Source organism: Synechococcus sp. CBW1002 (assembly GCF_015840915.1).
Classification (GTDB): domain Bacteria; phylum Cyanobacteriota; class Cyanobacteriia; order PCC-6307; family Cyanobiaceae; genus CBW1002.
The window spans coordinates 3,245,675-3,271,204 of the sequence record NZ_CP060398.1 but is presented as its reverse complement, the minus strand read 5'-3'; the positions used below and the strand labels follow the sequence as shown (position 1 = coordinate 3,271,204).

Genomic DNA, 25,530 nt, shown 5'->3' with positions numbered 1-25,530 from the left:
TCGCGCCAGAAAGACAGCATGCGCAGCTTGCGTTCCTGGTAACGCCGCCGACTGGTGCGGCTGTCCTCCTCGGAGGCACAGCAGGGGAAGGGCGGAAACATGAGAAAATTCTGTGGATCCGTCTGGTTCTAGCCTGCGACTCAGCGCCTCTGAGACTTGCCCACTCCCATCCTCGTCTACCAGAGATCGTTGAGATGCTCCGCTGGGCCCTCCCCTTACGCTTGCCTTCCCCAGGCAGAGTGGCCCCATTCTGGGTTCAGCAGGAAGCCTCGCCCCCAACTGCGAAGAAAATCACAGATCATGTGCCTTTGCCAGTCGCAAGACACAGTTTGAAAGAGGTCGGTCCCGCTGGTTCTATGCAGCTGGTTTCAGTCCTGCCAGCCGTTTCGGCTGTCCTGCTTGGTTCGGCGCTGGTCCTGCAGGCTCCGGCTGCTTCGGCCTATGTGGCGTTGATGGCTGGTCAGCAGGCACGCCCACTCAACGGCACCTTCAACAACGTGCCCGTGCTCCACTCCAACCAGCCGGAGGAGGTGGAGGGGCCCGGCATCTTGATCACCACCACTCCCGGCAGCTCAATCGCTGCGGAGACGGGCCAAGCCCTCCGCAATTCTGAATTCACCTTCAACGGAGACTTCGGCCTGCACCTGCATCACAAGTATTTCCCCCCCAACCGCAAGAGCATTTCTCCGCAGGATCGCCGCGCCCAGCTCACCCTGGCGGCGATCCTGATCAATCCCGGTGTGCGGCCCGTTCACATCCGCTTCAAGAACGGTGCGGTCCGCAACAGTTTCGAAGCGCCTTATCTGGCAAACAATCTGATGGGAGTGAAGCCTTTGGGCCCCAGGCCATGGAACACGGGTCCTGGAGATGCCACGGCGGTTCAGATGCTGCGGGGTCGCCTGGATCGAAATCTCACCGATGAGATCACCATTCCTGCTCGCAGCCGGGTCGTGCTGTTCAACACGGCCCTTCCGGCCCTTGGGATTGCCAATGCCCTGCTGCGAGGTCACAGCGATGGTCCCTTCCAGGTGGCTGTGGTGGCGGCGAAGGACCCCACCAGTGATCGAGACATCCTGGCGGTGCTCGATCAGGGGCGTCTGGCTCCGGGTCGGGTCTATCTCAGTCGCATCGCCGACATCCAGAACCGCCAGATTTTTTCCCGGGTGGGGGGCGTGGCCCTTGGCGATGCCTACAAGGCCAGCATTCGTCATGACCTAGGCAGCCAGGGACCTCTTCACGTGCCGTTGACCAGCACATTCCGCCATCACTTCGGGACCAGCGACGTGCAGGTGAATGCCTTGGCGACCCGCATGATCGATTCGTCGCTTGACAATGTGGGCACCTATGGCGTTCGCTTCGACGTCGATCTACAGCTCACCGGCAATGGACCGTATGAGCTGGTGATGAGCCATCCGTCTCCCAGTGGTGGCCGACATTTCACCGCTTTCCGAGGCTCTCTGCAGGTCACGACTCCCGAAGGTCTGCAGGAAATGCACGTCGGCATGCGTTCTGGTCAGAGCCTCTCGCTCACCTCCCTGCAATTGCAGCCTGGGGTGGTCAATACCGTGCGGGTGAGCTTGGTTTACCCAGCCGATGCGACCCCTGGCCACCTTCTCAGCGTTGTGCCCAGCTCCCAGTTGGCCCTTGTGCAGGAGCGGGAGCGACAACTGGAGCTGGCTCGTTCATCGGTGACCCGTCCGAATGCTCCGCCACCTGCTGTTCCGCCTGCGGTCGCCAACAATGGCCCCGCCCTGGTTCCTGCGCCGGCGGTCCAACCAGCCGGTCCTCAGGTGCCTCGACCAGCTGTGGCTCAGCCCCGCCCGCTCGTGACTCCCGGACCTCATCGCTGGGAGCCGCCGACCCCGCCCCTTCCCCCGATCAACCATTCCGTCAGTCCGTCACGGTCGGCAGCCGCTGCCACACAGGTCCCCGTGGTCCTTCCACCGGTCAGGGTCAGTCAGTCGTTGATTGAGCGCTACCGGGACGCTGTGGAGGCTCAGCAAGACATCATGCGCGGCCTTGTGGGCCGCTGAGCGAATCACATCGTCGGTGGAACCAGTAGTGGACTCGGCCCAGAGAGAGCGGCGCAGGATCAGTCTGGAACTGCCGGTTGAACTGGTCGCCCAGATCGACAGTCTGCGGGGGGAATGGGGTCTACGCAGCCGGGGCGACATCCTGGTGCGGCTGCTGCAGGGTCTCTTCGAGGATGACCTTCCGGAAGAGACGCTGGAGGTCGTGGAACTCTCCAGCGGGAGTTGGCCAGTGAGGACTGTCTCCCCGGAGGCAGTCCCCAGAGACACCGTGGGGTCGGACGTGACTGCCACCGAGACGATGCAGTCTCCGCCAGAGGACCTGGGGAGCGCCGCTGATGAGGCGAGCGACTGGACCACGGCTGGGCTTGGCTCGCCGCTTCCTGCCCCAGGAATGCCGACACCGGAGCCAGAGATCCTGGATGGGAGCAGGCACTCTGCGCAGGACCTGGTTGCAGAAGAGGATGCGCCTGAGGATCCGGAGGACGAGGAGTTCAGCACCGCCCTCGACGAGCGCGGCTCCCTGGTGCTGGTGCCCCGCAGGCAGGTGGCTCTGCGAGCCACTGGAGATCCGATCGCATCGCCCCGTGCCCCGTCGGAGGTTCCTCCACCGTCCAGTGGGGGCAGCCCTGGCGGTATCGATCTGCCGGGCTTCGTTCAGCGCCGCTCCGATCGCCTGCGGCGTAGTCTGCGGGTCCGGCCTGGCTCGATCCAGACGGATGATTCCCTGCCGACGGTGCCGGCGGCATCCATTCAGCGGGCCCTCACGGCAGCTGCCCAGCACTGGAGTGATCTTTACGGCAGCGAACCCAATGAGGCCGTGCTCGAAGCCGCCATGGTCTGGTTGGCTCAGGACATCTGGCCGCACGCCGACCAGAGCGAGGGACGGGCGTTCACCTGGTCCCTGGCCAGTGCATTGGTACGGTGCTTTGTCCCCAGCTGGGAGGCGGGTCCTGCCAGTTTTGAGCGGGTGATGGTGATGGCGGGGCTGCTGGAAGACCCTTTCAGTGCCGCCACCCTGGAGCTACGCCTTCCGACGTTGATTCGACGTTTTGTGCATCGGTTTCGCAGGCGCCGCCCCGGGACTTCATTCCTCACCCTGGAGCACACGATGACCCTCCATGGCGCCCTCAAGCTGCTGCAATTGCCAACAGCACCGGGTCATCAGCTCAGCCTCCGCCAGATCCGGGAGTCTTACCGCGAGATGGCTGTGCTCCATCATCCCGATTCAGGCGGCTCCGTGGATGTGATGCGACGTCTCAATGAGGCCTATCACATGCTCAAGGAGCTCTACCGCGGATCCAGCTGAGAACGCTGCTCTGGCTGAGTGGATCAAGCCAAGACCTCGCGTCAGCGCTGATCGCACAGTCTGCTGGATGACCGATTGCAGCGACCCGCTGCAGAGACCTGTTGCGTGGACCATGGGTTCTCGTTCGTCTTGAGGCTGTCCCGATGTGTGTCCAATGTCGTGTCGATAGCGAGAGGTTGAAATGCGATCTCGTGAGCCCGGCGGGCCTTCAGGGCCGGATGTGTTGACCATCGGCCGGTGTTAAGGGGAGGGAGTTGCGGGCATTGTCCATGCATCTCGCCTGAGAAGTCGGACGAGACCAGCCATGGGACTCAGTCGGGGACCATGCGCCTAGACCTTCTCAACTGGGTCCCATATCAGGACTGATTCAAAGTCTTGAATGGGCCTCGTGAGACTACTGCGAAGGGATGGGTTTTCGTTCTTCCTCGGAATGGCTGAGTGGTTCGCTTGACCTTTGCTCGGTCCTTTGCAGCTGGATCGTGACTCCGCAGGGTTGGATCGATTCTTATGCGAACTCCATTGGCTTCTTCATCTGATTCTGATCACGACATTCAGAAAAATCGTGGAATCCAGCTGCCATTTGTCTGTCTTGGGATGCAGAGGTGAGGCGAGCCGCTCTGGATGCAGGGCTGTGCTTCGGGCTTGAAGACCCTGCTGGAGCCACCATTGTCTGGGAGATGACCTCCGGGTCGGTCTGGATGGCGTGCCCGTGCCCACGCGCCCCCCACTGTGTCCAGTGGGGTGTGAACAGACTGTCCAAGTCTTGATTGACTGCTTGAAAGCCAAGTCAGGAACTGTGCTCTGGGAGTCTGCGTACCTGCTTTTGAAGCAGGTACGCATTCGGAGAGCGGGTGATGGCGGACTGGTGATCGGTTCGGATTTCGCCTCCCCAGGACCTTGTTGTCGTGTGCGCCCGCAGGGGGTCTCCGGCACCCCTGCGGGGCCAGGTCGAAATCAGGCCATTCTCTTCCTGTCTATCCCGAATGAGACGCCTATGGGTCTTGTCTATGGTCCCTAATGAGACTCGTGCGTCGGGTCCGGATGTCAAACGTGCGGACGTCAAACGTGCGGCGTCCAGTTCTGCCGGCTTGCTCGGATCGGGAACGTTGCCTCAATGTCGGTCCTTGACGGCTGTACGGCAGAGCCAGCTCACACATCCAGGCTGTGTCTCTTGTTCAGACCAATATGGCGACTTGGTCGGGATAGCTGAGACACTGGTGCTCCGGGCGAATCACCTGCCGATGCTTCCTGACGTGCTCATCCTGGGAAGCCCCTTGACCAGTCACCCGATCGAGAGAGCATGAAAAAGCCGCGCCTGTAGGAGACGCGGCGGAAGATGTGTGTCCGTCAGGTGCTTCAGGTGGTGGTCTGCATGCCCTGAATCAGAAAGTCAAAATAGGGACCAGCCGTAGCCGCTTGCTCAGTGCTCAGCAGCGATAGGGCGGCTTCCCGGAGGGTGCGCATGGCTTCGACCATACCGGGCATGGGAACACCGAGGCTGTTGTACATCTCGCGGGCACCCTCCAGGCCGATCTTCTGGATCTGCTCGGTGCTGCCAGCCAGAACGCCATAGGTGACCAGCCTGAGGTACCAGCTGTAATCCCTCAGGCACTGGGCACGCTGCTTCTGGCCATAGGCGTTGCCACCCGGGGCCACGTAATCGGGCTTGCGGGAGAACAGCTGTTTGGCTGCCTCATCGATGATTTTTTTCTCGTTGTCGGTGAGCACCTTCACGATCGACAGCCGTTGGCTGCCTCCGGTGAGGAAGTCCACCATCGAGCGCAGCTCGCCGCCGGTGGGATAACGAAGCTGATCATCGGCCTGGAGGATCAGATCCCGAACGACGCTCATTTCTGCTGCCACGTGCACGCACCACCTTATCGAGATCTCGTCTCCGGATCGCCTCCTGAGCCGAACGTGTTACGCCCCTTTGCAACCTGGTCTGCCCAGGGGCCGATGATCAAGGCCAGTGTCTGCCTCCCGCCCGTGTCGAAATCCAGGGACCATCAGACCCGGGCCCGCGTGGCAGTGGGGTCTCTGCTCTCGGTGGAGATCGCCGATCTGGGTCGCGATGGCCAGGGCGTGGGCCGTGTGGGGGATCAGGTGGTCTTCGTGGCCGACGCCCTGCCCGGCGAGCTTGTCCGCGTGCGGGTGGTGCACCAGGCCCGGCGCCACCTGGTGGCGGAACTCAAGGGGATCGAACGCCCGTCCCCCGACCGGCGCCAGCCCCCCTGCATCCTTTCGGACAATTGTGGCGGCTGCAGCCTGCAGCATTGCAGCGATGCCGCCCAGGTGTCCTGGAAGCAGGGGATGGTGGGCGAGGTGCTGCGGCGCCTCGGCGGAACGGACCTGCCGCCCCTGCCCTTGCTGGCAGCGGAGTCTCCGCTCGGCTACCGCAACCGCGCCGTGATTCCGTTGGAGCTCACTGACGAGCTGCGGCTGCGGGCCGGGTTCTACCGACGCGGCTCCCATCAGATCGTCAACATGAACCACTGCCCGGTGCTGGACGCCCGGCTGGATCGGCTGATCGAACCGTTGAAGGAGGATCTGGAGGAAGCCGCCTGGCCGGTGGATCGCCATGGCCGCAGCGGTGGTGGTCTTCGCCATCTGGCTCTGCGGGTGGGCCACCACACCGGCGATGTGCTGATCACCCTCATCGCCAGCAACGACAACCTGCCGGGCCTCGATGCGCTGGCCAGCAGCTGGATGGATCGCTGGCCCGAGGTGGTGGGGGTGTCGCTCAATCTCCAGCCGGAGCCCAACAACAAGCTGATGGGCCATGAGACCCGCACGCTCTGCGGGCGGGACTGGCTGGAGGAACGCTTTGCTGGCCTGCGCTATCGCATTGCCGCCGACACCTTCTTTCAGGTGAACACGGTGCAGGCCGAGCGGGTCGTGCCCCTGCTTCTGGCTGCACTGAAAGCCGCTGGCACGAGCCGCTCCGTGATCGATGCCTACTGCGGCATCGGCACCTACACCCTTCCGATCGCGGCCGCCGGCTATCGGGTCGAGGGCATCGAGGCACACCTGGCTTCGGTCCAACTGGCCCGCCGCAATGCTGAATCCAATGGTCTGAGCGCCTTGGCACGCTTCAGCAACTCGGATGTGGCCGAGGCTCTGGCCCAATCACTACCCGGCGCTGGCGCCCTGTTGCTCGATCCGCCCCGCAAGGGGCTGGAGCCGCCGGTGCTGGAGGCCATCCTGAACTCCCCCCCACCGCTGCTGCTCTATCTCAGCTGCGACCCAGGCACCCTGGCCCGGGATCTCGGTCGCCTCTGCGGCACCAGGCAGGCTCCTCAAACGGATCCATCCGTCTGCGCTGAGGCCAGTGCCGACGCTGAGGCCAATGCTGACGCTGGGACCGGGGCAGAAGCCTTGGCCGAGCCGGAAGCTGCACGGTTCCGGCTGCTGAGCGTGCAACCCCTCGATTTTTTCCCCAACACCAGCCACGTGGAAACCCTGGTGGTGCTGGAGCGCTGCGCCTGAGCTCAGCGATGCCCAGGCGGTGAACGCAGGCTCAGCTGCGCAGCTGGGCCCCGAACTGCTTTTCGAGCGCCGCACGGATCTTCGCCTGGGCCCCATCCACCTGATCGTCGGTGAGGGTGCGCTTCGGATCGCGGTAGCGCAGCCGGAAGGCCTGGCTGCACTGGCCATCCCCCAGCTGCGTGCCCTCATAGCGATCCACCAGCTCCGCCTGCTCCAGCAGGGGCTTGCCCGCCTTGCGGATGGTGCTGAGCAGGTCGGCCGCCCGGGTGGCCTGCGGCACCACCAGGGCCAGATCCCGCTCGGAGGCCGGCACTGTGGCGAAGGGAGCGAAGGCGGGTTGCCAGCGGTTGCGGCGTGTGGCGGCGCAGAGCAGCGGCTCCAGGGCCAGGGTGAACAGGTAGGTGGCCTCCGGCAGGTCGTGTTGGTCGGCCTGCTCGGGATGCAGCTGGCCGAACCAGCCGGCCGGCCGGCCCTCGACCAGCAGCGTGGCAGCACGACCGGGATGCAGCAGGGGCTGATCGGTGAGCGGGCGATCGTCCACGGGCAGCTTCAGGGTCTGCAGCGCCGCCTGCAAGACGCCCCGGGCCTGGAAGTAGCCAGGCGGCTGGGGTTTGCCGCTGCTGGTCCAGCGCTCGGCGCGGCGTTCGCCGGCCAGCACCCCCACCAGCTGCTGCCGTTCGACACCATCGGCATCGAAGACCTGGCCGATCTCGAAGGCCCAGAAGCCGTTTTGGGAGGCCTGGAGGTTGCGGCGGGCCGCCTGGAGCAATTCTTCGTGCAGGTTGTCGCGCAGATGGCCGTAATCCGCCAGCAGGGGGTTGGCCAGTGGCAGCCGCCCGGCAGCCTGGGGCACCAGCGAGAGGCTGCAGGTTTCCTGCAGACCAGCCGCGCAGAGGGCGCGGCGCAACCGGCGCTCGGCCAGCTGGGCAGGTTCGAGGCCGCCGGGGAGCAGGGGGTCGGGCAGATGGCAGGCGAACTGGTCGTAGCCCACCAGGCGGGCCACCTCCTCGATCAGATCCACTTCCCGCTGCAGGTCCATGCGGCGCGAGGGGGGGACGACCACACTCCAGCCATCGTCGCTGTCCTTCAGCACGCAGCCCAGGGCCGTGAGGGTGGCCGCGATGCGCCCCTCCTCGAGATCCTCTTCTTCGCCGTCCACCACCACCGGCCCGAGCAGGTTGTGCAGGGCTTCGCGGCGCAGCCTCAGGGGCTGAACCGGCTCCTGGGGCCGCTGATGCAGCCAACGGCCCTCCAGTTCGGCGCCGGCCAGCTCGATCAGCAGCTGCACGGCCCGATCCGCGGCCGCCAGGGTGGCTTCCCGCGGCAGACCCTTCTCAAAGCGCAGGCTGGCCTCGGTGCGCAGACCCTGGCTACGGGCCGACCGCCGCACGGCCTGGGGCGCAAACACGGCGGCTTCCAGCCACAGGGATGTGGTGTCGTTCTGAACCGCCTCCTCAAGGCCGCCGATCACGCCGGCCAGGGCAATCGCCTGATCGGCGTAGGTGACCACCAGGGCTTCCTCATCCAGGGTCCGCGACTCGCCATCGAGGCTGGTGAACGACTCCCCGCTGCGGGCCTGCCGCAACCCCAGGGCTGCCGGTTCGGCCTGGCCAGCGGTCTTGTGCGCCAGGCGATCGCTGTCGAAGGCATGCAGGGGTTGACCGGTTTCCAGCATCACCAGGTTGGTGATGTCCACCACCGTGTTGATCGGTCGAATGCCGGCACGCTCCAGACGCTGCTGCAGCCACTGGGGTGACGGCGCCACACGCACGCCCTTCAGGGCCGTGACGCTGAACAGTCCACCGGCTTCGATCGCCAGCCTCGAGGCTGCATCGATCGCCAGGGGTGCGGCTTCGATCGCGGGCGCGGCTGGGGGCAGGCTGGTGGAGGCCTCCAACAGAGCCGCCACTTCACGGGCAATGCCCTGCATCGACAGACCATCCGGCCGGTTGGCGGTGATCGCCAGCTCCAGCACCTGATCGTCGAGGCCCAGATGCGGCCCCACAGGTTGGCCCGGCAGGGGTACGGACGCGAGCAGATCATCCAGAACGGCAATCCCGTCGCTGGCGTCGGGCAGGCCGAGTTCCCGCAGGGAGCAGATCATGCCGCTGCTGGCCACACCCCGCAGTTCGGCTGGCTTGATCGTCAGATCCACCGCCGGCAGGGTGGTACCCACCAGGGCCACCGGCACGTGGATGCCAGCGCGGACATTGGCGGCGCCACAGACAATCTGCAACGGTTCTGCGCTGCCGACATCGACCCGGCAGACGCTCAGTTTGGTGGCATCCGGATGGGGCCGGCGATCCGCGACGAGCCCAACGACCACCCCAGAGGCCTGGGCCGCCAGGTCATGAATCTCCTCGACTTCGAACCCGGCGACCGACAGCCGCTCAGCCAGGAGCTGTGGCTGCAGATCGTCCGGCTCGCAGGTCACGAGCTCCTTCAACCACTGGAGCGAGACCCGCATCCATTCAGTCCATCAACGGCAGTCGATCCTAGGGAGCGGAGGGGTAGGGAACCATCACACGGTAAAGTCTTCGTTTGTCACTTCGCATCGCACACGCGGCGCAACGTCCTTTATGGCCAAAAACAAGGGCGTCCGGATCGTGATCACTCTCGAGTGCACCGAATGCCGGTCCAACCCCGCCAAGCGGTCTCCTGGTGTGTCCCGCTACACCACCCAGAAGAACCGCCGCAACACCACCGAACGGCTGGAGCTGAAGAAGTTCTGCCCCCACTGCAACGCCTCCACCAACCACAAGGAAATCAAGTGAGGTCCGGGCGGAAGCAGTGGTCTGCTTCCGCCTCATCCTGATTTCCAGCCGCTCCTGCTTGCGGGCCGGAGCTCAGGGGTTGCCGTTGCAGCCGCAGTTTTTTCGTCTTCTCTTTCTTTTCGATGGCCAGTTCCTTTTTCAAGAAGCGTCTCTCCCCGATCAAGCCGGGCGACCCGATCGACTACAAGGATGTCGATCTGCTCAAGAAATTCATCACTGAGCGCGGCAAGATCCTGCCCCGCCGTCTGACGGGCCTCACCGCCAAGCAGCAGCGCGATCTCACCAACGCCGTCAAGCGTGCCCGCATCGTGGCCCTGCTTCCCTTTGTGAATCCCGAGGGCTGATCCCTCTGGCTTCCCAGACCCTCCAACCCGGCGATCTGGTCGGACTGAGCACGGACAAGGGGCCCCAGCTGGCCCTGGTTCGGGGTCTGCAGTCTGGCAAAGCCAAGGTCCTGGCCGGTTTTCTGGCCCGACCGCAGCAGTTGCCGCTGCGTCAGATCACCCTGCTCATCCCCCTGCCTTCAGGAGCTGATATTCCTGCGGGTCTGGGGGCTTCGCCATGGAACCTCTCCGCAGAGGTTGTGGCCGAGGCTTTGCCGTCCCGACGGCAGCTTGGCGAGGCCTGGCACCTTCTGGTGGAAGACGGGCAGCCCCAACCACTCTCGGATTTCGCTTCCCTGCTCGGCGATGGGGCCAACCCCGCCCTGCTCGCCGCCTGCTGGCTCTGGCTGGAAGGCGACCAGCTGCTGTTCCGCTGGCGACACGGGGTTGTGGAACCCCGGCCGGTGGATGAGCTGCGGCGCCTGCGGCGCGACCGGCGCCGTGAACGCCTGGTGCTGGAGCGCCGCCGCCGCTGGCATGAGGCCCTGCGGCGGCGCCAGCCTCTGGATCCCACAACTCTCGATCCCGAGCATCGCCGCGATCTGGAGCTGCTGATGCTCTGGGCCGGGGGCGACAGCACCGACCCCCTGCCGCTGGAGCTGCGCCAGGCGCTGCAGGTGGCCCACTGCCCTGCCGAGACCGGAGCGATCCGCCACCTGATGGTGGACCTGGGTCTCTGGCAGCCGCACCACCTGCCTTCCCTGGCTCGCAGCCATTGGCAGCACGGCTTCTCCGACGAACTCCTGACGGAGGCCGAAGAGCTTGTCGCCCAGGCGGATCAGCCCCAGCCCGGCGATGAGCAGCGGCGGGATCTCACCGGGCTCCGGATGGTGACGATCGACGATGCCGACACCCGCGACATTGACGACGGCCTCTCGCTCGAGACCTTGCCGGGTGGTGTGCAGCGCCTCTGGATTCATGTGGCCGATCCGGGTCGACTGGTGCCGGCGGGTTCAGCGCTCGACCTCGAAGCCCGACGCCGGGCCAGCAGCCTCTACCTGGCGGGGGGAACCCTGCCGATGTTTCCGGAGTGCCTCTCCACCGGTCCCTTCAGCCTGGTGCAGGGCCGTCGCTGTGCGGCCTGGAGTCTCTGGGTGGAGCTCGATGCCACCGGGGCCGTGGCCGACTTCGGCCTGCAGCGCAGCTGGGTTCAACCCACCTATCGCCTCTCCTACGCCGACGCCGACGAGCTGATCGAACTGGCGCCGCCGCAGGAGGCTGATCTGCTTTGCCTGCACCAGCTGCTGCTGCGCCGGCGTGGCTGGCGCCAGCAGCATGGCGCCCTGATGATGGATCAACCCGAAGGCCGCATCCGCGCCGCCGGCGACGAGCCGGTGCTGGAGATCGTCGAGCCGGGTCCATCGCGGCTGCTGGTGGCCGAAGCGATGATCCTGGCGGGGGCCGTGGTGGCCGAGTTCGGTCGCCGGGAGGGTCTGGCACTCCCCTACCGCAGCCAGCTTCCGACTGAGCTGCCGTCGCCGGCCGAGCTTGAGGCGTTGCCACCGGGGCCGGTGCGCCACGCCGCCATCAAGCGCTGCCTCAGTCGCAGTCACACCGGTACCCAACCGGCTCTCCACTTCAGCCTCGCTCTGGAGGGATACGCGCAGGCCACCTCACCGATCCGACGCTACGGCGATCTGCTCGTGCAGCGCCAGCTGCAGGCCGCCCTGACGGATCAGGCGCCATTGCCGGAGGAGGACGTGGCGGCGTTGCTGAGCGAGCTGGAGGACCCGGTCAAGCAGGGGATTCAGATCAGCCGTGAGGATCACCGCCACTGGCAGCAGGTGTGGTTCGCGGCCCATCAGCGTGACCAGTGGCCCGGGGTGTTTCTGCGCTGGCTCCGTCCGCAGGAGCGGCTGGCTCTGGTGCATGTCGAAGACCTGGCCATGGATCTGGTGGCGGAATGCCCCGAAGGCAGCGATCCGGGCGATGCGCTGCTGCTTCGGGTTCTCGAGGTGGATCCCCTGCGCGATCAGCTGCGTCTGCAGGGGCGGGCCTCAGTCGGTCAGGCGTGAGGCCCGCAGCCAGGGCCCCCAGGGGTTGGCATGGGCGATCAGCCGCACCGATCGGGGGCTGTCGAGCTGCAGCAGCCACTGGTGCAGCTCCGGCTCCAGGGTGATCAGGGGCCAGTCGCGGCCAGCCTCGGCCTGGCTTGGGCTGGATACGCGCAGCCGGTAACCCCCCTGGCCATCGGGCCGCAGCTCTCCCTGCCAGAGCCGCTCGTGGGGTGAGGCCGGTGGCTGGTGGCCGGGCTGCGCCGGGCCCATCCAGGTTCCTGTAGGCGAGAGCAGCGAGGGATCATCGAGCACCTGCTTCTGCCGCTTCCGCCGCTGCGGATGGTGCCAGGGGGTGTCCCACAGGGGCACGGGGCTGGCTGGGGCCAGGCGGTCGTCGATCAGGGCCTCCTGCAGTGTTCGCACCGGCAGCTCGGCTGGCGTACAACCGTGGCGCAGGCAGAGCGCGGCAGCCAGTCCGGCGGCCTGGCCGATGTTGAGCACAAGCGGCTGCAGCCGGGTTGCGCCGTTGGCCATGTGGCTGACGCTGAGGCACTTGTCGGCGGCGAGCAGGTTGCTCACCGTCGCGCTGACCAGGGCGCCGTAGGGAAGCGCGAAGGGCGTGCCGCTCCAGCGGCCGCCCCAGCGGCAGCTCTTGGGCGCCAGGGGCCAGTCACCGCCCGGGTAGTGGTGGTCATTGGCGTAGTTCCCCACCGCAATCGCTGCAATCGCGCCGCTGGCCTCCAGCGGCAGGGCCGCGATCGAGGCTCCCTCCCCCTGGGGCAGCAGGTGCTGCTCCAGCACCAGATCCCGGCCCACCAGCCGGCGCCCTTCGCGCCAGTAGGGCATCAGGGCCAGGGCCCCCGGAAAGGCATCGCCGGCCACCAGGGCCCCCTCGCAGGCCTGTTCGAGGGTTGCCAGGAAGGCCAGGCTGTGGGCCTGCATGGCCCGCTCCAGCGCGTTGTCCTGGAGGGCATCGCCCGAAAAGGCCTGCTCCAGCCCCTCGTGCCAGTCGTTGCCACAGAGCGGCCAGTTGAGCATCACCAACCCGCCGGGCAGGCGGCCATAGGTGAGGGTGCGCTCCAGGCCAAAGCGGCTGCAGGCCTGCTGGAAGGGTTCCGCCAGGTCAGGCGGCTCTGCGGGGGCCGGCAACCGCTCCTGATCCAGCTGGCCCATCACCACCCAGGTGGGCGACTGCACCGGCTGGCGGCGAAAGAACGGATCGCCGGTCAACCGCTCCCGGCTGGGGGCACTGGGTTCGCCATGGTCTTCGGCGGCTTCCCAGCCCAGCCGGAAGGGGGCCTCTGCCAGGGGAAACAGATCACCGCGGTCGCTGCCGTCGATCACCAGCTGCGGCTCGATCCATGGGCGCTCGCCCTGGTTCGTTCCGCCCTCAGGGCCGACCTGGACGCGTACAGCGCTGATCCGATCGCCCAAGCGGCGCACGTCGAGCAGGCGACAGCCGGGCCACCAGCGCAACCGCGGCTCCGCCGCCACCCACTCCTGCAGGATCGTCTCGGCCGTTCGCGGCCGGAACCCGAAACAGCTCACCCAGTTGTGATCCAGGCCGCTGGGCTCGCGGTGTTCCAGGGCCCGCAGCAGGGCACCCCAGAGGCCGCTCTGCCACGGAGAGAGTTCATTGCCATCCGGGGCACAGACGCCGGCTGCGCTGAGCATGCCGCCCAGCCAGGAGGCGGGGGTGAGCAGCAGGGTGTCGGCGCCGCTGCGGGCTGCCTGGAGGGCGGCGGCGACGCCGCCGCTGCCGCCGCCCCAGACCAGCACCTGGGGGGTAAGGCCGGCGTTGAGATCAGGTGGCATCAGTGCCATCCGACTCCTCGAGGCGGCAGAGGCAACGGAAGCGCAGGGCCACCAGCTGGTCGTAGAGGGGGTTGATCTTGCACATCGGCGGGATGTGCACCAGCTTGCGGCCAAAGAGCACCACGTCCCGCTCGAAGGGGCACTGGGCCGGGATCAGCTTCACCAGAAAGCGTGCCACCGCCGGATCATTCGGCTGGATGCCATCGAGCCACTGGCGCAGGCCGTCGAGGGCCTGGGGATGGGGCACGCCGCAGGCGTCCACGCTCAGCTGGGCCACCACCGCCTCAGCCACCTGCAGCTCGCGGCTCCAGCGCTGCAACAGGTCCAGCTCCACCTCGCTGATGTGGCCATCGGCCAGGGCCACCATCACGGCGCTGCGCAGGAACTGCTCGGCCAGCTCCGTGCCCACACCGAAGCGATGCACCAGGGCGCCGTCACCGGGTTGCTGGATGCCGTCCCAGGAGTCGTCGGGCAGTTCTGCCTTGAGCTCATGGATGAGCAGGTGCTGCTCCTCCTCGGAGAAATCTCCATCCGCCAGGGCGAGCTGGTGCAGCGCCCCGAGCCAGATGTGCCGGCAGGCCGGGCTGAGCCCGGCATCGAGGCTGCACAGCCCGGTGGTCTCGGTTCCTTCCGGCATGGCAGGCGAAGGGGAATGGGGAGAGAGAGGAGAGGGGATCCTGGTCCGGAACCGTCCCGGGGCTCTCGGTAGGATCCGGCCCCGACGCAGGGCCGCGGGCGCAGGTCTGAGAGGGCGGCGCAGCGAGAACCAATCTCCCGCCACTCCGGTCCCCCGCCACCAGCCTCCGGCCGATGTCCTACACCCTCACAACTCCGCTCTATTACGTCAACGACCGGGCGCACCTGGGCAGCACCTACACCACCCTGGCCTGTGATGCCATCGCCCGTCATCGTCGTCTGTGCGGTGATCAGGTGCACTTCATCACCGGCTGCGACGAGCACGGCCAGAAGATTCAGCGCACTGCCGAGGCGGCGGGCCTCACCCCCCAGGCCCATTGCGACAGCGTCAGTGCGTCCTATCGGGATCTGTGGTCGCGCTGGCAGATCAGCAACGATCGCTTGATTCGCACCACCGATCCCCGCCATCGTCAGCTGGTTGAGCAGTTCTTCGCGCGGGTGGAGGCCAGCGGTGATGTGGTGGAGGGACGCCAGCAGGGTTGGTATTGCGTCGCCTGCGAGGAATTCAAGGATGACGCCCCCGGCGCCGAGGATCCCGAGTGTTCCATTCATCAGCGCCCCCTGGAATGGCGCGATGAGGTCAACCTGTTCTTCCGTCTGTCGCGCTATCAGGCACAGATCGAGGAGCTGATTGCTCGACCGGGCTTCATCCAGCCAGCCAGCCGCCGCCGGGAGGTGGAGAATTTCGTGGTCCAGGGGCTGCGCGATTTTTCGATCTCCCGCATCGATCTGCCCTGGGGCATTCCAGTGCCCGGTCACCCAGGCCACACCTTCTATGTATGGTTCGACGCCTTGCTTGGCTACCTCACCGCCCTGCTCGAACCGGACGAACCGGTGGTGCTGGACCAGATCCTCCAACGTGGCTGGCCGGCGCAACTGCATGTGATCGGCAAGGACATCCTGCGTTTCCATGCTGTCTACTGGCCGGCGATGCTGTTGTCGGCCGGATTGCCGCTGCCGGAACGGGTGTTCGGCCACGGCTTTCTCACCCGTGAGGGCCAGAAGATGGGCAAGTCGCTCGGCAATGTGCTCGATCCGGTGGTGTTGCTGGAGCGGTGCGGCCGTGATGCGGTGCGGTGGTACCTGCTGCGCGATATCCCCTTCGGCGACGACGGTGACTTCCAGCAGCAGCGCTTCAGTGATCTGGTGAACAACGATCTCGCCAACACGATCGGCAACCTGCTCAACCGCACCTCCTCGATGGCGCGGCGTTGGTTCGACGGGGGCGTGCCTCCAGCCGGAGCGGGGGAAGATCCAGCCCATCCCCTGGCGCTGGCCGCGCAGGACGCGGCCGATCGCAGCGCGGCCGCTCTGGAGGCTCTGGATTTCCGGACGGCAGCTGAGGCCGTGCTGGGCCTGGCCATCGCGGCCAACGGCTTCCTCAATGAGCGGGCTCCCTGGAGCCGCATGAAGCAGGAGGGCCAGAGCGAGGTGGTGGCGGCCGATCTCTATGCCGTGCTCGAGGCCACCCGCTGGGTGGGGGTCCTGCTGGCGCCTCTGCTGCCGGAGCTGTCGGATCGCATGCTGGAGCAACTCGGCCAGGAGCCTTTTGAATCCGGCACTGAGACTTTGCCCTCGCCTGCAGCCCTATCGCTTGAAGCTGCGTCCACTGCCGCGACACCGACGGCCTGGCAGGTCGCCCAGCAATGGGGCCGTCTGCAGCCGGGTCTGGAACTGCCCGAACCTTCCCCCGTGATGGGTCGACTGGAGTTGGACTCCCCCCTGTGAGCTGCCCACCCCTCCGCCTTCCCCGCCGGGGGCCCCGCCCCGGCTGGTTTGCGCTTCTCTTTCTGCCTGCCCTGCTGGTCGGCTGCGCTCCGAACCTGCCGGAGCAGGCCGAGGATCCCCTGCCCTTCGTGTTCCGTTCCCTGGATCTGCGCCAGCAGGATCCCAAGGGCCGTCCCGCCTGGGAGCTCAGAAGTCCTGAGGCCCGTTACGACCTCAATCGCCGCATCGCACGGGCGCGCTCGCCGCACGGCCTCATCTATGCGAAGGGCAAGCCGCTCTATCGGATTGAGGCCACCAGCGGCACCGTGCTCAACGATGGCCAGGTGATTCAGCTGGAAGGGGGGGTCCGGATCCAGCGCCTTGGCAGTCAGCCGGTGCTGATCGAGGGCGAACGGGTGCGCTGGATTCCTTCCGAGCAGCTGATGGAGATCGATCTGCGTCCCAGCGCCACCAACCAGGAAACCCGCCTGGTGGCCCAGAGGGCCCGCTTCCTGATTGACCAGGACAAGCTTGAGTTGCGTGGTCAGCCTGAGCTGCAGCGCTGGACCAAGGCTGCCAAGGGCGATGGGAAAGGCGCAGGCAAGAGCGAAGACAGGCGAGTGCCACCGAGAGCTCATGACAAAGCCACCGCTACCAGCAATGGCAAGGACGGCAGCAAGGCAAAGCCAACAGCCTCTGAACTCGCTTACGCCATCCCCGCTCTTGCCACACCGAAACGCAGGCCGGATGTGATCATCCGCGCCACCACAGCCGACTGGTACCCGGGCAGCGGCCGCCTGATCGCCATCGGCCCCCTGCGGGGCACCCGCACCCTCAAGCCAGGAGTGGTTCAGATCCTCATATCCCCTGCCCTGGAGGGCAACACGATCCAGCAGGTGCTGCGCTTGCAGGCTCCCGTGCTGTTCGAGGACCCAACCAACAAATCCCGCCTGCGGGCCCAGGCCACCCTGCTCGATCTCGAGAAGCAGATCGCCAGCACGGACCTGCCGATGGAGGGCCAGTTCGGCGATCTGCAGGTGCGCGGTGAAGCTCTGGAGGTGCAGCTCGATAAGGAGCTGGCCACGATTCCGAGGGGTTGCCAGCTGGATCAGCCCGGTGATTCGTTGCGTGCCCAGCGGTGTCAGTGGAACTGGAAGACCCAGGTGATCGAGGCCGATGGAAACGTGGTGCTGCGGCGCAAGGCCAACGACCAGATCACCCGCAGCCAGAAGCTGCGGGGTCGCATGGGTTCCAAGGGGCTGGCGGTGTTCACGACTCCTGGTGCCCGGGTGCAGACGCAGCTGACGATTCCGAAGGGGTCGGGACAGACGACGAAACGCGAACCGGAGCCAATTCGTCTTTGAGTTTGCGGGCCCAGCCCTCGGTCCAGGCGAGGTCGCTGCGGCTGAAACAGCGGGGTGACCAGCCCCCCAGCAGGATCCAGCCCTGATCACCGATCGGCTGTACCAGCACCGATGGCACACCAGCCAGCAGGGGTTCGAATTCGGCCCTGCCGGGGTACAACTTGAGATTCACCAGCGACACGGCCTTGCCGCTGCGGCGGCTGCGCTCGCAGATCGCTCCAGGGACGAAGGCTTCGCTCTGGAGCAGGCCTCGCCGTAACAGGGTGGTGCCGCGCCAGTGGATCAGCACCACGGCGGCCGGGGTTGCAGTGAGCAGCATCTGGCTGCCCCATGCCAGTTCTCGGGCCAGTGACTCGGAGCACTCCCGACTCAGCTGGAGCCCCTGCTCTCCTTCCAGGGCGACACGTTCGGAGGCCTCGGGGATGGCCCTGGTCCACAGCACTCCCACCAACATCAGCCCGACCGCCAGCAGGCTGGCCAGAACAGAGGCGCGCTCCAGCGCGGGAGACGGAGGCCCGGCCGTGAGCTGGTTGGCCACCAGCAGTGCCAGCCCCAGGATCCCGATCCCCAGGCTGAAGCGGGCCGGTAGGGGCAGGTCCATGGGGAAAGGGGCGCAGGTGGATCAATCGCCAAGGATGCCGGATTCACCGGTCCTTGCTGCAATGGAATCTGATCTGCCTTCTTCCCATGACTCCGAGTCAGGCCTTTGCCGCGGTTGCCCTGGCGGCGGTGGCCTGTGACGGCACCCTGGGCCGCGATGAGGCCCGGGCGCTGCGCAGCCAGTTGGAGTTCCGAAGCCCCTACCGCAATCTGAGCGAGAAGGCGATGGGGGATCTGTTCGATGGGCTGCTCAATCAGTTACGCCAGTCCGGCTGGCGAGCCCTGCTGCATGAAGCGATCCCGGCGCTGGATCCTGGGCAGCAGGAAACCTGCCTGGCGATGGCTGCCCAGCTGGTGCGTTGCGACCGCGTGGTGCAGGCCGCCGAGGAGGAGTTGCTCGAGCAACTGGCCAGCGAATTCAGGCTGGGCGAGGGACGCGCTGCCCAGATCCTCGATGTGATCGCCGTGCTGAATCGCGACAGCCTGGCCGGCTGAGTGCAAACTGGAATCCATGCACTTCGCATCCCGCCAGGTGGTTCTGCCCGCTGCTGCTGGTTCCCTTAACCGTCCGGACACCCTCCCCGTCTGGCACCGCTGGCTCCTGGCCGTCACGACGGCCCTGGTGCTGTGGCTGGTTCCAGCTCCGGTGGCGCTGGCGGTTTCGGCAGCGGATCTGCCTGATCTGCCAGCCGGCGAGCATGTGCTCGACACCGCCTCCGTTCTGAGCCGGGCAGCCAGCTCGGAGCTGGAGATCAAGCTTGCGGCCTTCGAAGGGGCTCACATTGATGCGCGGCTGGTCACCTTGAACCGGCTGGATTACGGCCTTTCCCTGCCGGCAGTGGGACGGGAGCTGATCGAGCGCTGGAAGCAGGCTTCCAGTCCTGATCCGCTGCTGCTTCTGTTGATCGACAGCCAGACCAACACGGCCGCTGTGGTGGTGGATCCTGCCCTGAATGGCCAGTTGCCCCGCGATCTGCTCACCAGCACCGCCCGCAGCACGATGGCGACTCCGCTGCGGGATGGGGCCCGTTATCGGCAGGCATCAGTCGAGGCTCTGGATCGCCTGGCTCTGGTGCTTCAGGGTGGAGAGGATCCTGGAGAAGCTGCCGAGGCCGAAGTGGTGAGCCTGCCCTCCAATGTGCCCAGCCGTGAGGAGACCGCCAACAGCAATGCCTTCACCTGGGTGATCGTGCTGCTGGTGGTGGGCACAATTGTGCCGATGCTGACCTGGTGGGTCTTCTCACGCTGAGCCTGACAGCCGAAGATTGGTGTTCACGATCGCCGCCGCCACTCCATGGGCCTGACCGACTGGATCGGAGCCTTCGGCCGTGCCCAGGCCAAGGATTTCAGCAGTGACCTGGCCCGCGGCTATGAAGCTGCGCTTCTGATCCAGAGTATTGAGCTGGAGTATTACAACGACAGGCCCGTGCGCCCTGAGATCGAACTCAGCGTTCCGCGCTCGGTTGAGGCCCAGGTGCTGCGTCGCTTTCGCGTCGCCCTGCAGCTGTGCCGCACCGCCCTGGACATGATCGAGCCCCATCGCCAGGAACTGGCCGGCCAGGATCTGCGTCAGGTGCAGCTGATTGAATCGGTGGTCGGGCACTACACCAAACGACCACAGCGCCTGCCCAAGATCAGCCGATCACCGGAAGTGCTGCCCCGCAGCCTCATCGGGGTGGTGGACCAGGTGAGGCGCCAGCTGGATCCGGAAGCCGAGGCCTCGGTGCTGGCCGGCTTCCGGCGCCGGCGCGATTCCACCCTGGTCTCCCTGCGGATCCTGTTGCTGCTGATCCTGGTGCCGGTGCTGATGCAGCAGGTGAGCCGCGCCTATGTGTTCTCGCCACTGGTGGATCGATTTGCACCGGATAATGCCTTTCTGACCTATCCCAAGCCCCAGCTCGAGGAGAGGGCTGTGGAGAAGCTGCGGGTCTACCGGGAGGAGATCGAGTTCGACGCGTTGCTCCAGGGCACGGCCCTCCCCTCGCGCGAGGAACTCCATGCCTTGCTGGCCAAGCGGGCTCAGGATCTGAAGGAGGAGGCGGATCAGGACAGCACGCATGCCATCAAGAACGTTCTCGCCGACCTTGGCGGTCTGTTCGGGTTCATCGCCGTCTGCGTGTTCGGCCAGAGGGACATCCAGGTGCTGCGCAGCTTTCTCGATGAGCTGGTCTATGGCCTGAGTGACAGTGCCAAGGCTTTCGCCATCATCCTGTTCACGGACATCTTCGTGGGTTTCCACAGCCCTGAGGGCTGGACCGTTCTGCTGGATGGGGTGGCCAATCACCTGGGATTGCCGGCCAGGGAGAATTTCATCATGTTGTTCATCGCCACCTTCCCGGTGGTACTGGCGACGATTTTCAAATACTGGATCTTCCGTTATCTCAACCGTGTGTCTCCATCGTCCGTGGCGACCCTGCGCAACATGAATGGTGGGGGCTGAGCTGGGCTTGCGCGGTTGTCTGACCCTGGTGAGTGGCCCCAGCAGCGGCGGCAAGAGCCGCTGGGCCGAGCACCTGGCCGCCCGTTCGGGCCGCCAGGTGGTGTATCTGGCCACTGGGCCCTCCCTGCCGGAGGATCCCGCTTGGCAGCAGCGGCTTGCCCTGCATCGCCGCCGCCGCCCCTCAAGCTGGCAGAACCGCGAGGTGGGGCGCCACCTGGCCGAGGCCCTGCAGGAGCTGGGCCCCGATCAACTTGCGCTGGTTGATTCGCTCGGCACCTGGGTGGCGGCCGGGCTCGACTGGGACGGGGAGACCTGGGAAACGGCCTGTGCGGGCCTGTTGGAGGCGATCGGCCACTGCGCCGCTCCTGTGGTCCTCGTCTGTGAGGAGGTGGGCTGGGGGGTGGTTCCCCCCACAGCCATCGGCGGATTGTTCCGCGATCGGCAGGGCCGCCTGCAGCAGCGGTTGATGGCTCTGTGCACGGGAGCCTGGCTGGTGCTGCAGGGGCGGGCTGTTGATCTGCTGGCTCTGAGCCAGCCCGTACCAGAGCTGCTGGAGCCCTGAGCGATGCCACAGGTCGTGCTGTTCCAGCCTCAGATTCCTCCCAACACCGGCAATGTGGCCCGCACCTGTGCCGCCACCGGCACTGAACTGCATCTGATCGAACCGCTCGGCTTTCAGATCGATGATCGGCAGCTGCGCCGCGCCGGCCTGGACTACTGGCCCTGGGTGCGCCTGCATCGCCATGGCGACCTGGAGGCTTTCCTGCAGGAGAGAGCGCGTCGTGGCGGTCGACTCCTGGCCCTGAGCAGTCATGCCGAGCATGGCTACACCGATCTGGCTTACAGAGACGACGACTGGCTGCTGTTCGGACGGGAAACGGACGGATTACCGAACCCGGTTCAGGCCCTCGCAGACGACTGTCTCACCATTCCCATGGCCTGCGGTCAGCGCCATGGGAATGGTGGCGTCAGGAGTCTCAACCTATCCGTAGCGGTCGGGGTGGTGCTGTTTGAGGCGCTGCGGCAACTTTCCTGATGCCAGAAGCCAGGATTGGCCTGCATTCTTACGCTGAGACACCTGTTTTCGGTGTCGATGCTTGCTTGCTTGCAAGGGTTCGGGGCGCTACTGTCTGCGCTGCCCGGAGATGGTGGCTTCTCTACCGGGTCTTGTCCGCATGAACTGAAACTCCATGAAGCCTTGGCTGATCCTTTTACCCGCTGTTGCCACGATTCCCGTTGTTGGGCTCATGGCACGCGCCGATTGGAGCGGTGATCGTGTCGAAAACGCTCTGGTTGCCTCTCTCCCAGCCGCCAGCCTCGACAAGCTCTGGGTAAAGGTGCGTCAGCCGGTTTCGATCGAAGATCTCTCCAACGAACTCAGCGTTGACGAGACCCGGTTGGCCAAGCTCAACGACGTCAACGAAGACCACGAATTCGAATCCGGTGACTGGCTTGTGTTGCCGTCCCAGAGCAGTCGAAAGGCAAAGTTTCTGCTGGCGCTCGACACCAGTGAATTGCGTCGAACACCCCCTCTGCAGCAGCCGCCCCCGCTGGAGCAGTCCGGGGTGGTTCGCTTAGGCGACACTCTGATCAAGATTGCCCAGCGTTATGGGGTTACCTTGCAGGAGCTTCTGCGCCTGAACCCTGGCCTGGAAACGGCCCGCCTGGTGGCCGGTAGTCAGGTTCGCCTTGCCCAGTCATCTCCGGGGCGCTCGCGCATGGTTCTGGGTCTCAAGCCCGTCGGCAGTGGTGGCCTCAGCTGGCCCGATCAGCCAGATCTTGGCCCCGAGCGGCGCTTCGGTGGCGGAAATGACGCGTCCCGCACCACCTGGATCTGGCCCGCACAGGGCACCTTCACCTCCGGATTCGGCTGGCGTTGGGGGCGGATGCACAAGGGTATCGACGTGGCCAACAACGTCGGCACCTCCATCGTGGCAGCCCGTTCCGGGAGGGTTTCCTTTGCTGGCTGGCACGACGGCGGCTACGGCTACCTGGTGGAACTGACCCACGACGATGGCAGCCGATCTCTCTACGCCCACAACAGCCGCCTGCTGGTGCGGGTCGGTGAAGAGGTGAACCAGGGGACCCAGATCTCCCAGATGGGCAGCACCGGACGCAGCACCGGCCCTCACCTCCATTTTGAAATCCATCCCCCATCCAGGGGCGCCGCAAATCCCCTGCAGTTCCTGCCACCCCGCGCCTGAGCAGCATCTGTCCGGCTGGATCCTGGGGGAACGGTCATCCTTTACACTTCCCAAGGCAAGGCTCGGTAGCTCAGCTGGTTAGAGCGTGGGATTCATAACCCCAAGGTCGGGAGTTCAAGTCTCCCCCGAGCCATTCGCATGTTTGCTTGAAATCAGGGGCTTTTGCTTTCTGGGACTGGGTTCTGGGGCATTCCACGCCTGAGACCACACTGTCCAGGTTGTAGCCGGTAGGAGCCTCTAGTATGCCGTCCCGGAAATAACAGCTAGAATCGAGAGTGTCACCCGAGGTGCCTTGTGGCGCTTGGTCGTCCGATGCCTCCGCTGGTCCTCAGCGAGGACGAGGTTCAGCAGTTGCGGGCCCTTGCAAATTCCCGGTCGTTGCCGCATTCGATCGTGCAGCGCGCTCAGATCGTGCTGGCCTGCGGTGCCGGCGAGACCAACACCGCCATCGCCAAACGGATGGGGCTGACGGGGATGACCGTTGGCAAGTGGCGCAAGCGGTACCGGGAGCTGGGCCTGGAGGGCCTGCATGACGAGCTGCGGCCGGGTAGGCCTCGCACCTACGAGGACGACACGGTGGCGGAGGTGATCAACCGGGCACTGCAGACCAAGCCCACCGATGGCAGCACCCAGTGGTCTGCGCGCTCCCTCGCGGCTGCCACCGGCATCTCCAAAACCACCGTTCACCGCTGGCTGCAGACTTTCTCGGTCCAGCCCCACCGGCAGAAGTCGTTCAAGCTCTCCACCGACCCGTTCTTTGTGGAGAAGGTCCGCGACATCGTCGGCCTGTACCTGAACCCTCCGGATAAGGCGATGGTGCTCTGCGTCGACGAGAAGACGCAGATCCAGGCACTGGACCGCACCCAGCCGCTGTTGCCCATGGGCCTGGGTTACGTGGAGGGCGTCACCCACGACTACATCCGCCACGGCACCACCACGCTGTTCGCTGCTCTGGATGTGGCAACAGGCGAGGTGATCACCCAATGCAAGCCCCGCCATAGGCATCAGGAGTTCCTGGGGTTCCTGCGCCAGATCGAGAAGTCGGTCCCCGAGGAGCTTGATGTCCACTTGATCGTCGACAACTACTGCACCCACAAGCACGCCAAGGTGAGGGCCTGGCTGGCGCAGCGGCCCCGCTTCCACGTGCACTACACACCGACCTACGCCTCCTGGATCAACCAGGTGGAGCGTTGGTTTGGGATCATCACCCAGCGGGCGATCCGACGCGGCAGCTTCTCCAGCGTCAAGGAGTTGATCTCCAAGATCGAGCAATTCGTGGCGGCCTACAACAAGACCAAGGCGCCGTTCAACTGGACGGCCACAGCGGATTCAATCCTGGAGAAGCTCCAGCGACTTTGCTCGCAGATCTCCGGGACGGCACACTAGAAGCCATTGGTTGTGAACCTGTTCACAACCTGCTTCGACGGCTTCGGGGAATACTCCTGCGAGCCGCCCGGTCCGCGCCTTGCCGTCTCGCCTTTCTCATCGCATCGATGCCTGGGACCACTGCGCCCGCGAACTGGTGGCCAGGCGGTGCCGCTTCCGCCTACGCCGCTACGACCGGAGCTCGTCGATCTACGTGTGCGAACTGGTGCAGGGGGTCCATGTGCGGGAGTTCTCCCTGGCTCCGCTCCTGCACCGCCGCGACGAGGACGTCGAGCGGGCCCGGGATCTGTGTCTGGAGGGCCAGCGCACCCGCCCCTGGCCCGAACCCCTGGCGGCCCGTGGCGGGACCTCGCGCCTCCGCTGGCAGGGCCTGGTGGAGGCCTGCATCGCCGATATCGAGGTGAGGATCTGCAAGGAGGGCAGCCGCGTCCACGCCATCAACGACCTGAAGCTGCGGGTTGCCCGATTCCGTGACCCGGCGGATCCCCAACGGCTGCTGAGCTGGGCCATGGAGGTGAACCCGCTCACCCACCTGAAGCGGTTCAACCACCGGATCGAGACCATCTCCCAGATCCACCGCAGCGGCCTGATGGATCTGACGGCCGTGCTGCAGCAGCTGAGGGGGATGAGGCCCAAGGGTGCCGCCGAGAAGATCCGTAAGGCCTCGTCGATGCGGGTGCGGGTCATCCCCTCCGATGCTGACCTGGAGCACTGGCTGGATCGGCTCGAGCCCTTTCACCAGTGGGTATTCGCCTGCATCGCCGTGTTCGGGCTGCGGCCCCATGAGCTCTGGCACGCCGAAGGCATCGACGACCGGGGCTGGATCAGCATTCCCGGCGACATGAAGACCAAGACCAGCGAGCACTTCGCCCCCGCGGTTCCCGAGGCCTGGCTGGAGCGCTATCAGCTGCGGCAGAACTGGGATCTCTTCCACGGTCAGCTCAACGCCCGCTGGACGGTGCGCTTCGCGGAGATCTCGAGCGTGCGGATCGCCGTCAACAACGTCGCCGTGTCCAACGTGCTCTACAAGGAGTTTCAGCACAGGGGGCTCCAGAAGCTCTGGGCGCCGCGGGCCGAGGGTGCCGGCATGGACTGGGTCCATGAACACCTCGCCATGGATCACGGCACTGGAGTGATCCTCCAGCACGGCCATCGGATAGCCACCGAGGGAGTACAGGCGGTCACCTGCAAGGCGGTGACGCCCAAGAAACAGGGCCCCACGGAGCCAGTGGTGGTTGGACTGGCCGCGCTTGAGGCTGCCATAGACAAAGACATGGTTCATAGGGGGGATTGGAGGGGACGGGGGTTGCGGGTTGCTGATGCTGCTCAGCGAGGCCGG

At 65.7% G+C, this 25,530-nt stretch carries 21 protein-coding genes and 1 tRNA gene; 16 read left to right on the top strand and 6 right to left on the bottom strand.

Annotation, left to right across the window (positions count from 1 at the left end; genetic code table 11):
• Window positions 1–356 precede the first annotated feature (356 nt).
• Window positions 357–2,033 carry a DUF3370 family protein gene (locus H8F24_RS16170; protein ID WP_197155801.1) on the top strand — a complete coding sequence of 559 codons (1,677 nt, stop codon included), beginning with the start codon at window positions 357–359 and terminating at the stop codon, window positions 2,031–2,033.
• 28 nt (window positions 2,034–2,061) lie between these two features.
• Window positions 2,062–3,339, top strand: coding sequence for a molecular chaperone DnaJ (locus H8F24_RS16165; protein WP_197155799.1), 1,278 nt, complete (start codon window positions 2,062–2,064; stop codon window positions 3,337–3,339).
• 1,356 nt (window positions 3,340–4,695) lie between these two features.
• Here the strand turns inward: H8F24_RS16165 and H8F24_RS16160 are convergent.
• Complete coding sequence (locus H8F24_RS16160; protein ID WP_197170242.1) at window positions 4,696–5,190, bottom strand: allophycocyanin subunit alpha-B; 495 nt, start codon at window positions 5,188–5,190, stop codon at window positions 4,696–4,698.
• 105 nt (window positions 5,191–5,295) lie between these two features.
• Between H8F24_RS16160 and rlmD the strand changes: the two genes are divergently transcribed.
• Window positions 5,296–6,825: a 23S rRNA (uracil(1939)-C(5))-methyltransferase RlmD gene (rlmD, locus tag H8F24_RS16155; protein ID WP_197170241.1), complete on the top strand. Its 1,530-nt coding sequence runs from the start codon at window positions 5,296–5,298 to the stop codon at window positions 6,823–6,825.
• A 31-nt stretch (window positions 6,826–6,856) separates the two neighbouring features.
• Here rlmD and pheT read toward each other — a convergent pair whose 3' ends face one another.
• Window positions 6,857–9,292, bottom strand: coding sequence for a phenylalanine--tRNA ligase subunit beta (gene pheT, locus H8F24_RS16150; protein WP_197170240.1), 2,436 nt, complete (start codon window positions 9,290–9,292; stop codon window positions 6,857–6,859).
• A gap of 112 nt (window positions 9,293–9,404) precedes the next feature.
• Between pheT and rpmG the strand changes: the two genes are divergently transcribed.
• The 3 genes from rpmG (at window position 9,405) to H8F24_RS16135 (ending at window position 11,997) form a co-directional block, all read left to right on the top strand.
• Window positions 9,405–9,599, top strand: coding sequence for a 50S ribosomal protein L33 (gene rpmG, locus H8F24_RS16145; RefSeq protein WP_197155791.1), 195 nt, complete (start codon window positions 9,405–9,407; stop codon window positions 9,597–9,599).
• A gap of 122 nt (window positions 9,600–9,721) precedes the next feature.
• Window positions 9,722–9,943, top strand: coding sequence for a 30S ribosomal protein S18 (gene rpsR / locus H8F24_RS16140; RefSeq protein WP_010308434.1), 222 nt, complete (start codon window positions 9,722–9,724; stop codon window positions 9,941–9,943).
• Between the two features lie 251 nt (window positions 9,944–10,194).
• Window positions 10,195–11,997, top strand: a complete 1,803-nt coding sequence (locus tag H8F24_RS16135) for a ribonuclease catalytic domain-containing protein (protein ID WP_231597909.1) — start codon at window positions 10,195–10,197, stop codon at window positions 11,995–11,997.
• Here the strand turns inward: H8F24_RS16135 and H8F24_RS16130 are convergent.
• Window positions 11,980–13,794: an FAD-dependent oxidoreductase gene (locus H8F24_RS16130; RefSeq protein ID WP_197170239.1), complete on the bottom strand. Its 1,815-nt coding sequence runs from the start codon at window positions 13,792–13,794 to the stop codon at window positions 11,980–11,982. The two genes, H8F24_RS16135 and H8F24_RS16130, sit on opposite strands and share 18 nt — an antisense overlap.
• Window positions 13,784–14,431, bottom strand: a complete 648-nt coding sequence (locus H8F24_RS16125) for a Mo-dependent nitrogenase C-terminal domain-containing protein (protein WP_197170238.1) — start codon at window positions 14,429–14,431, stop codon at window positions 13,784–13,786. The genes H8F24_RS16130 and H8F24_RS16125 overlap by 11 nt, the downstream gene beginning before the upstream one ends.
• 173 nt (window positions 14,432–14,604) lie before the next feature.
• On the opposite strand from H8F24_RS16125, the gene metG reads away from it, so the two are divergent.
• On the top strand, window positions 14,605–16,218 hold the full coding sequence (gene metG / locus H8F24_RS16120) for a methionine--tRNA ligase (protein ID WP_197170237.1): 1,614 nt from the start codon (window positions 14,605–14,607) through the stop codon (window positions 16,216–16,218).
• Entirely contained in the window at window positions 16,215–17,561 is a 1,347-nt protein-coding gene (lptC, locus tag H8F24_RS16115; protein ID WP_197170236.1) for an LPS export ABC transporter periplasmic protein LptC, read from the top strand. Before metG ends, lptC begins: the two co-directional genes overlap by 4 nt.
• On the opposite strand, the gene H8F24_RS16110 is transcribed toward lptC, so the two are convergent.
• Window positions 17,467–18,162: a cofactor assembly of complex C subunit B gene (locus tag H8F24_RS16110; protein WP_231597908.1), complete on the bottom strand. Its 696-nt coding sequence runs from the start codon at window positions 18,160–18,162 to the stop codon at window positions 17,467–17,469. The two genes, lptC and H8F24_RS16110, sit on opposite strands and share 95 nt — an antisense overlap.
• A gap of 86 nt (window positions 18,163–18,248) precedes the next feature.
• Between H8F24_RS16110 and H8F24_RS16105 the strand changes: the two genes are divergently transcribed.
• From H8F24_RS16105 to H8F24_RS16070, 8 genes are all read left to right on the top strand, one after another.
• Window positions 18,249–18,656 (top strand): tellurite resistance TerB family protein, encoded by a 408-nt coding sequence (locus H8F24_RS16105; RefSeq protein ID WP_197155783.1) that lies wholly within the window; start codon window positions 18,249–18,251, stop codon window positions 18,654–18,656.
• Window positions 18,657–18,672: 16 nt separating this feature from the next.
• A complete protein-coding gene (gene psb32, locus H8F24_RS16100; RefSeq protein WP_197155781.1) occupies window positions 18,673–19,410 on the top strand; it encodes a photosystem II repair protein Psb32 in 738 nt (245 codons plus the stop codon).
• 45 nt (window positions 19,411–19,455) lie between these two features.
• Window positions 19,456–20,601 carry a proton extrusion protein PcxA gene (pxcA, locus tag H8F24_RS16095; protein WP_197155780.1) on the top strand — a complete coding sequence of 382 codons (1,146 nt, stop codon included), beginning with the start codon at window positions 19,456–19,458 and terminating at the stop codon, window positions 20,599–20,601.
• A 7-nt stretch (window positions 20,602–20,608) separates the two neighbouring features.
• Window positions 20,609–21,163, top strand: coding sequence for a bifunctional adenosylcobinamide kinase/adenosylcobinamide-phosphate guanylyltransferase (cobU, locus tag H8F24_RS16090; RefSeq protein ID WP_322758740.1), 555 nt, complete (start codon window positions 20,609–20,611; stop codon window positions 21,161–21,163).
• Between the two features lie 3 nt (window positions 21,164–21,166).
• Window positions 21,167–21,637: a tRNA (cytidine(34)-2'-O)-methyltransferase gene (locus tag H8F24_RS16085; RefSeq protein WP_197155776.1), complete on the top strand. Its 471-nt coding sequence runs from the start codon at window positions 21,167–21,169 to the stop codon at window positions 21,635–21,637.
• A gap of 211 nt (window positions 21,638–21,848) precedes the next feature.
• Complete coding sequence (locus H8F24_RS16080; protein ID WP_231597907.1) at window positions 21,849–22,805, top strand: M23 family metallopeptidase; 957 nt, start codon at window positions 21,849–21,851, stop codon at window positions 22,803–22,805.
• A 59-nt stretch (window positions 22,806–22,864) separates the two neighbouring features.
• Window positions 22,865–22,938, top strand: a tRNA-Met gene (locus H8F24_RS16075).
• A 161-nt stretch (window positions 22,939–23,099) separates the two neighbouring features.
• Complete coding sequence (locus H8F24_RS16070) at window positions 23,100–24,191, top strand: IS630 family transposase (RefSeq protein WP_197169690.1); 1,092 nt, start codon at window positions 23,100–23,102, stop codon at window positions 24,189–24,191.
• 160 nt (window positions 24,192–24,351) lie between these two features.
• On the opposite strand, the gene H8F24_RS20285 is transcribed toward H8F24_RS16070, so the two are convergent.
• Complete coding sequence (locus H8F24_RS20285) at window positions 24,352–25,473, bottom strand: gamma-glutamylcyclotransferase (RefSeq protein ID WP_197170234.1); 1,122 nt, start codon at window positions 25,471–25,473, stop codon at window positions 24,352–24,354.
• Window positions 25,474–25,530 lie beyond the last annotated feature (57 nt).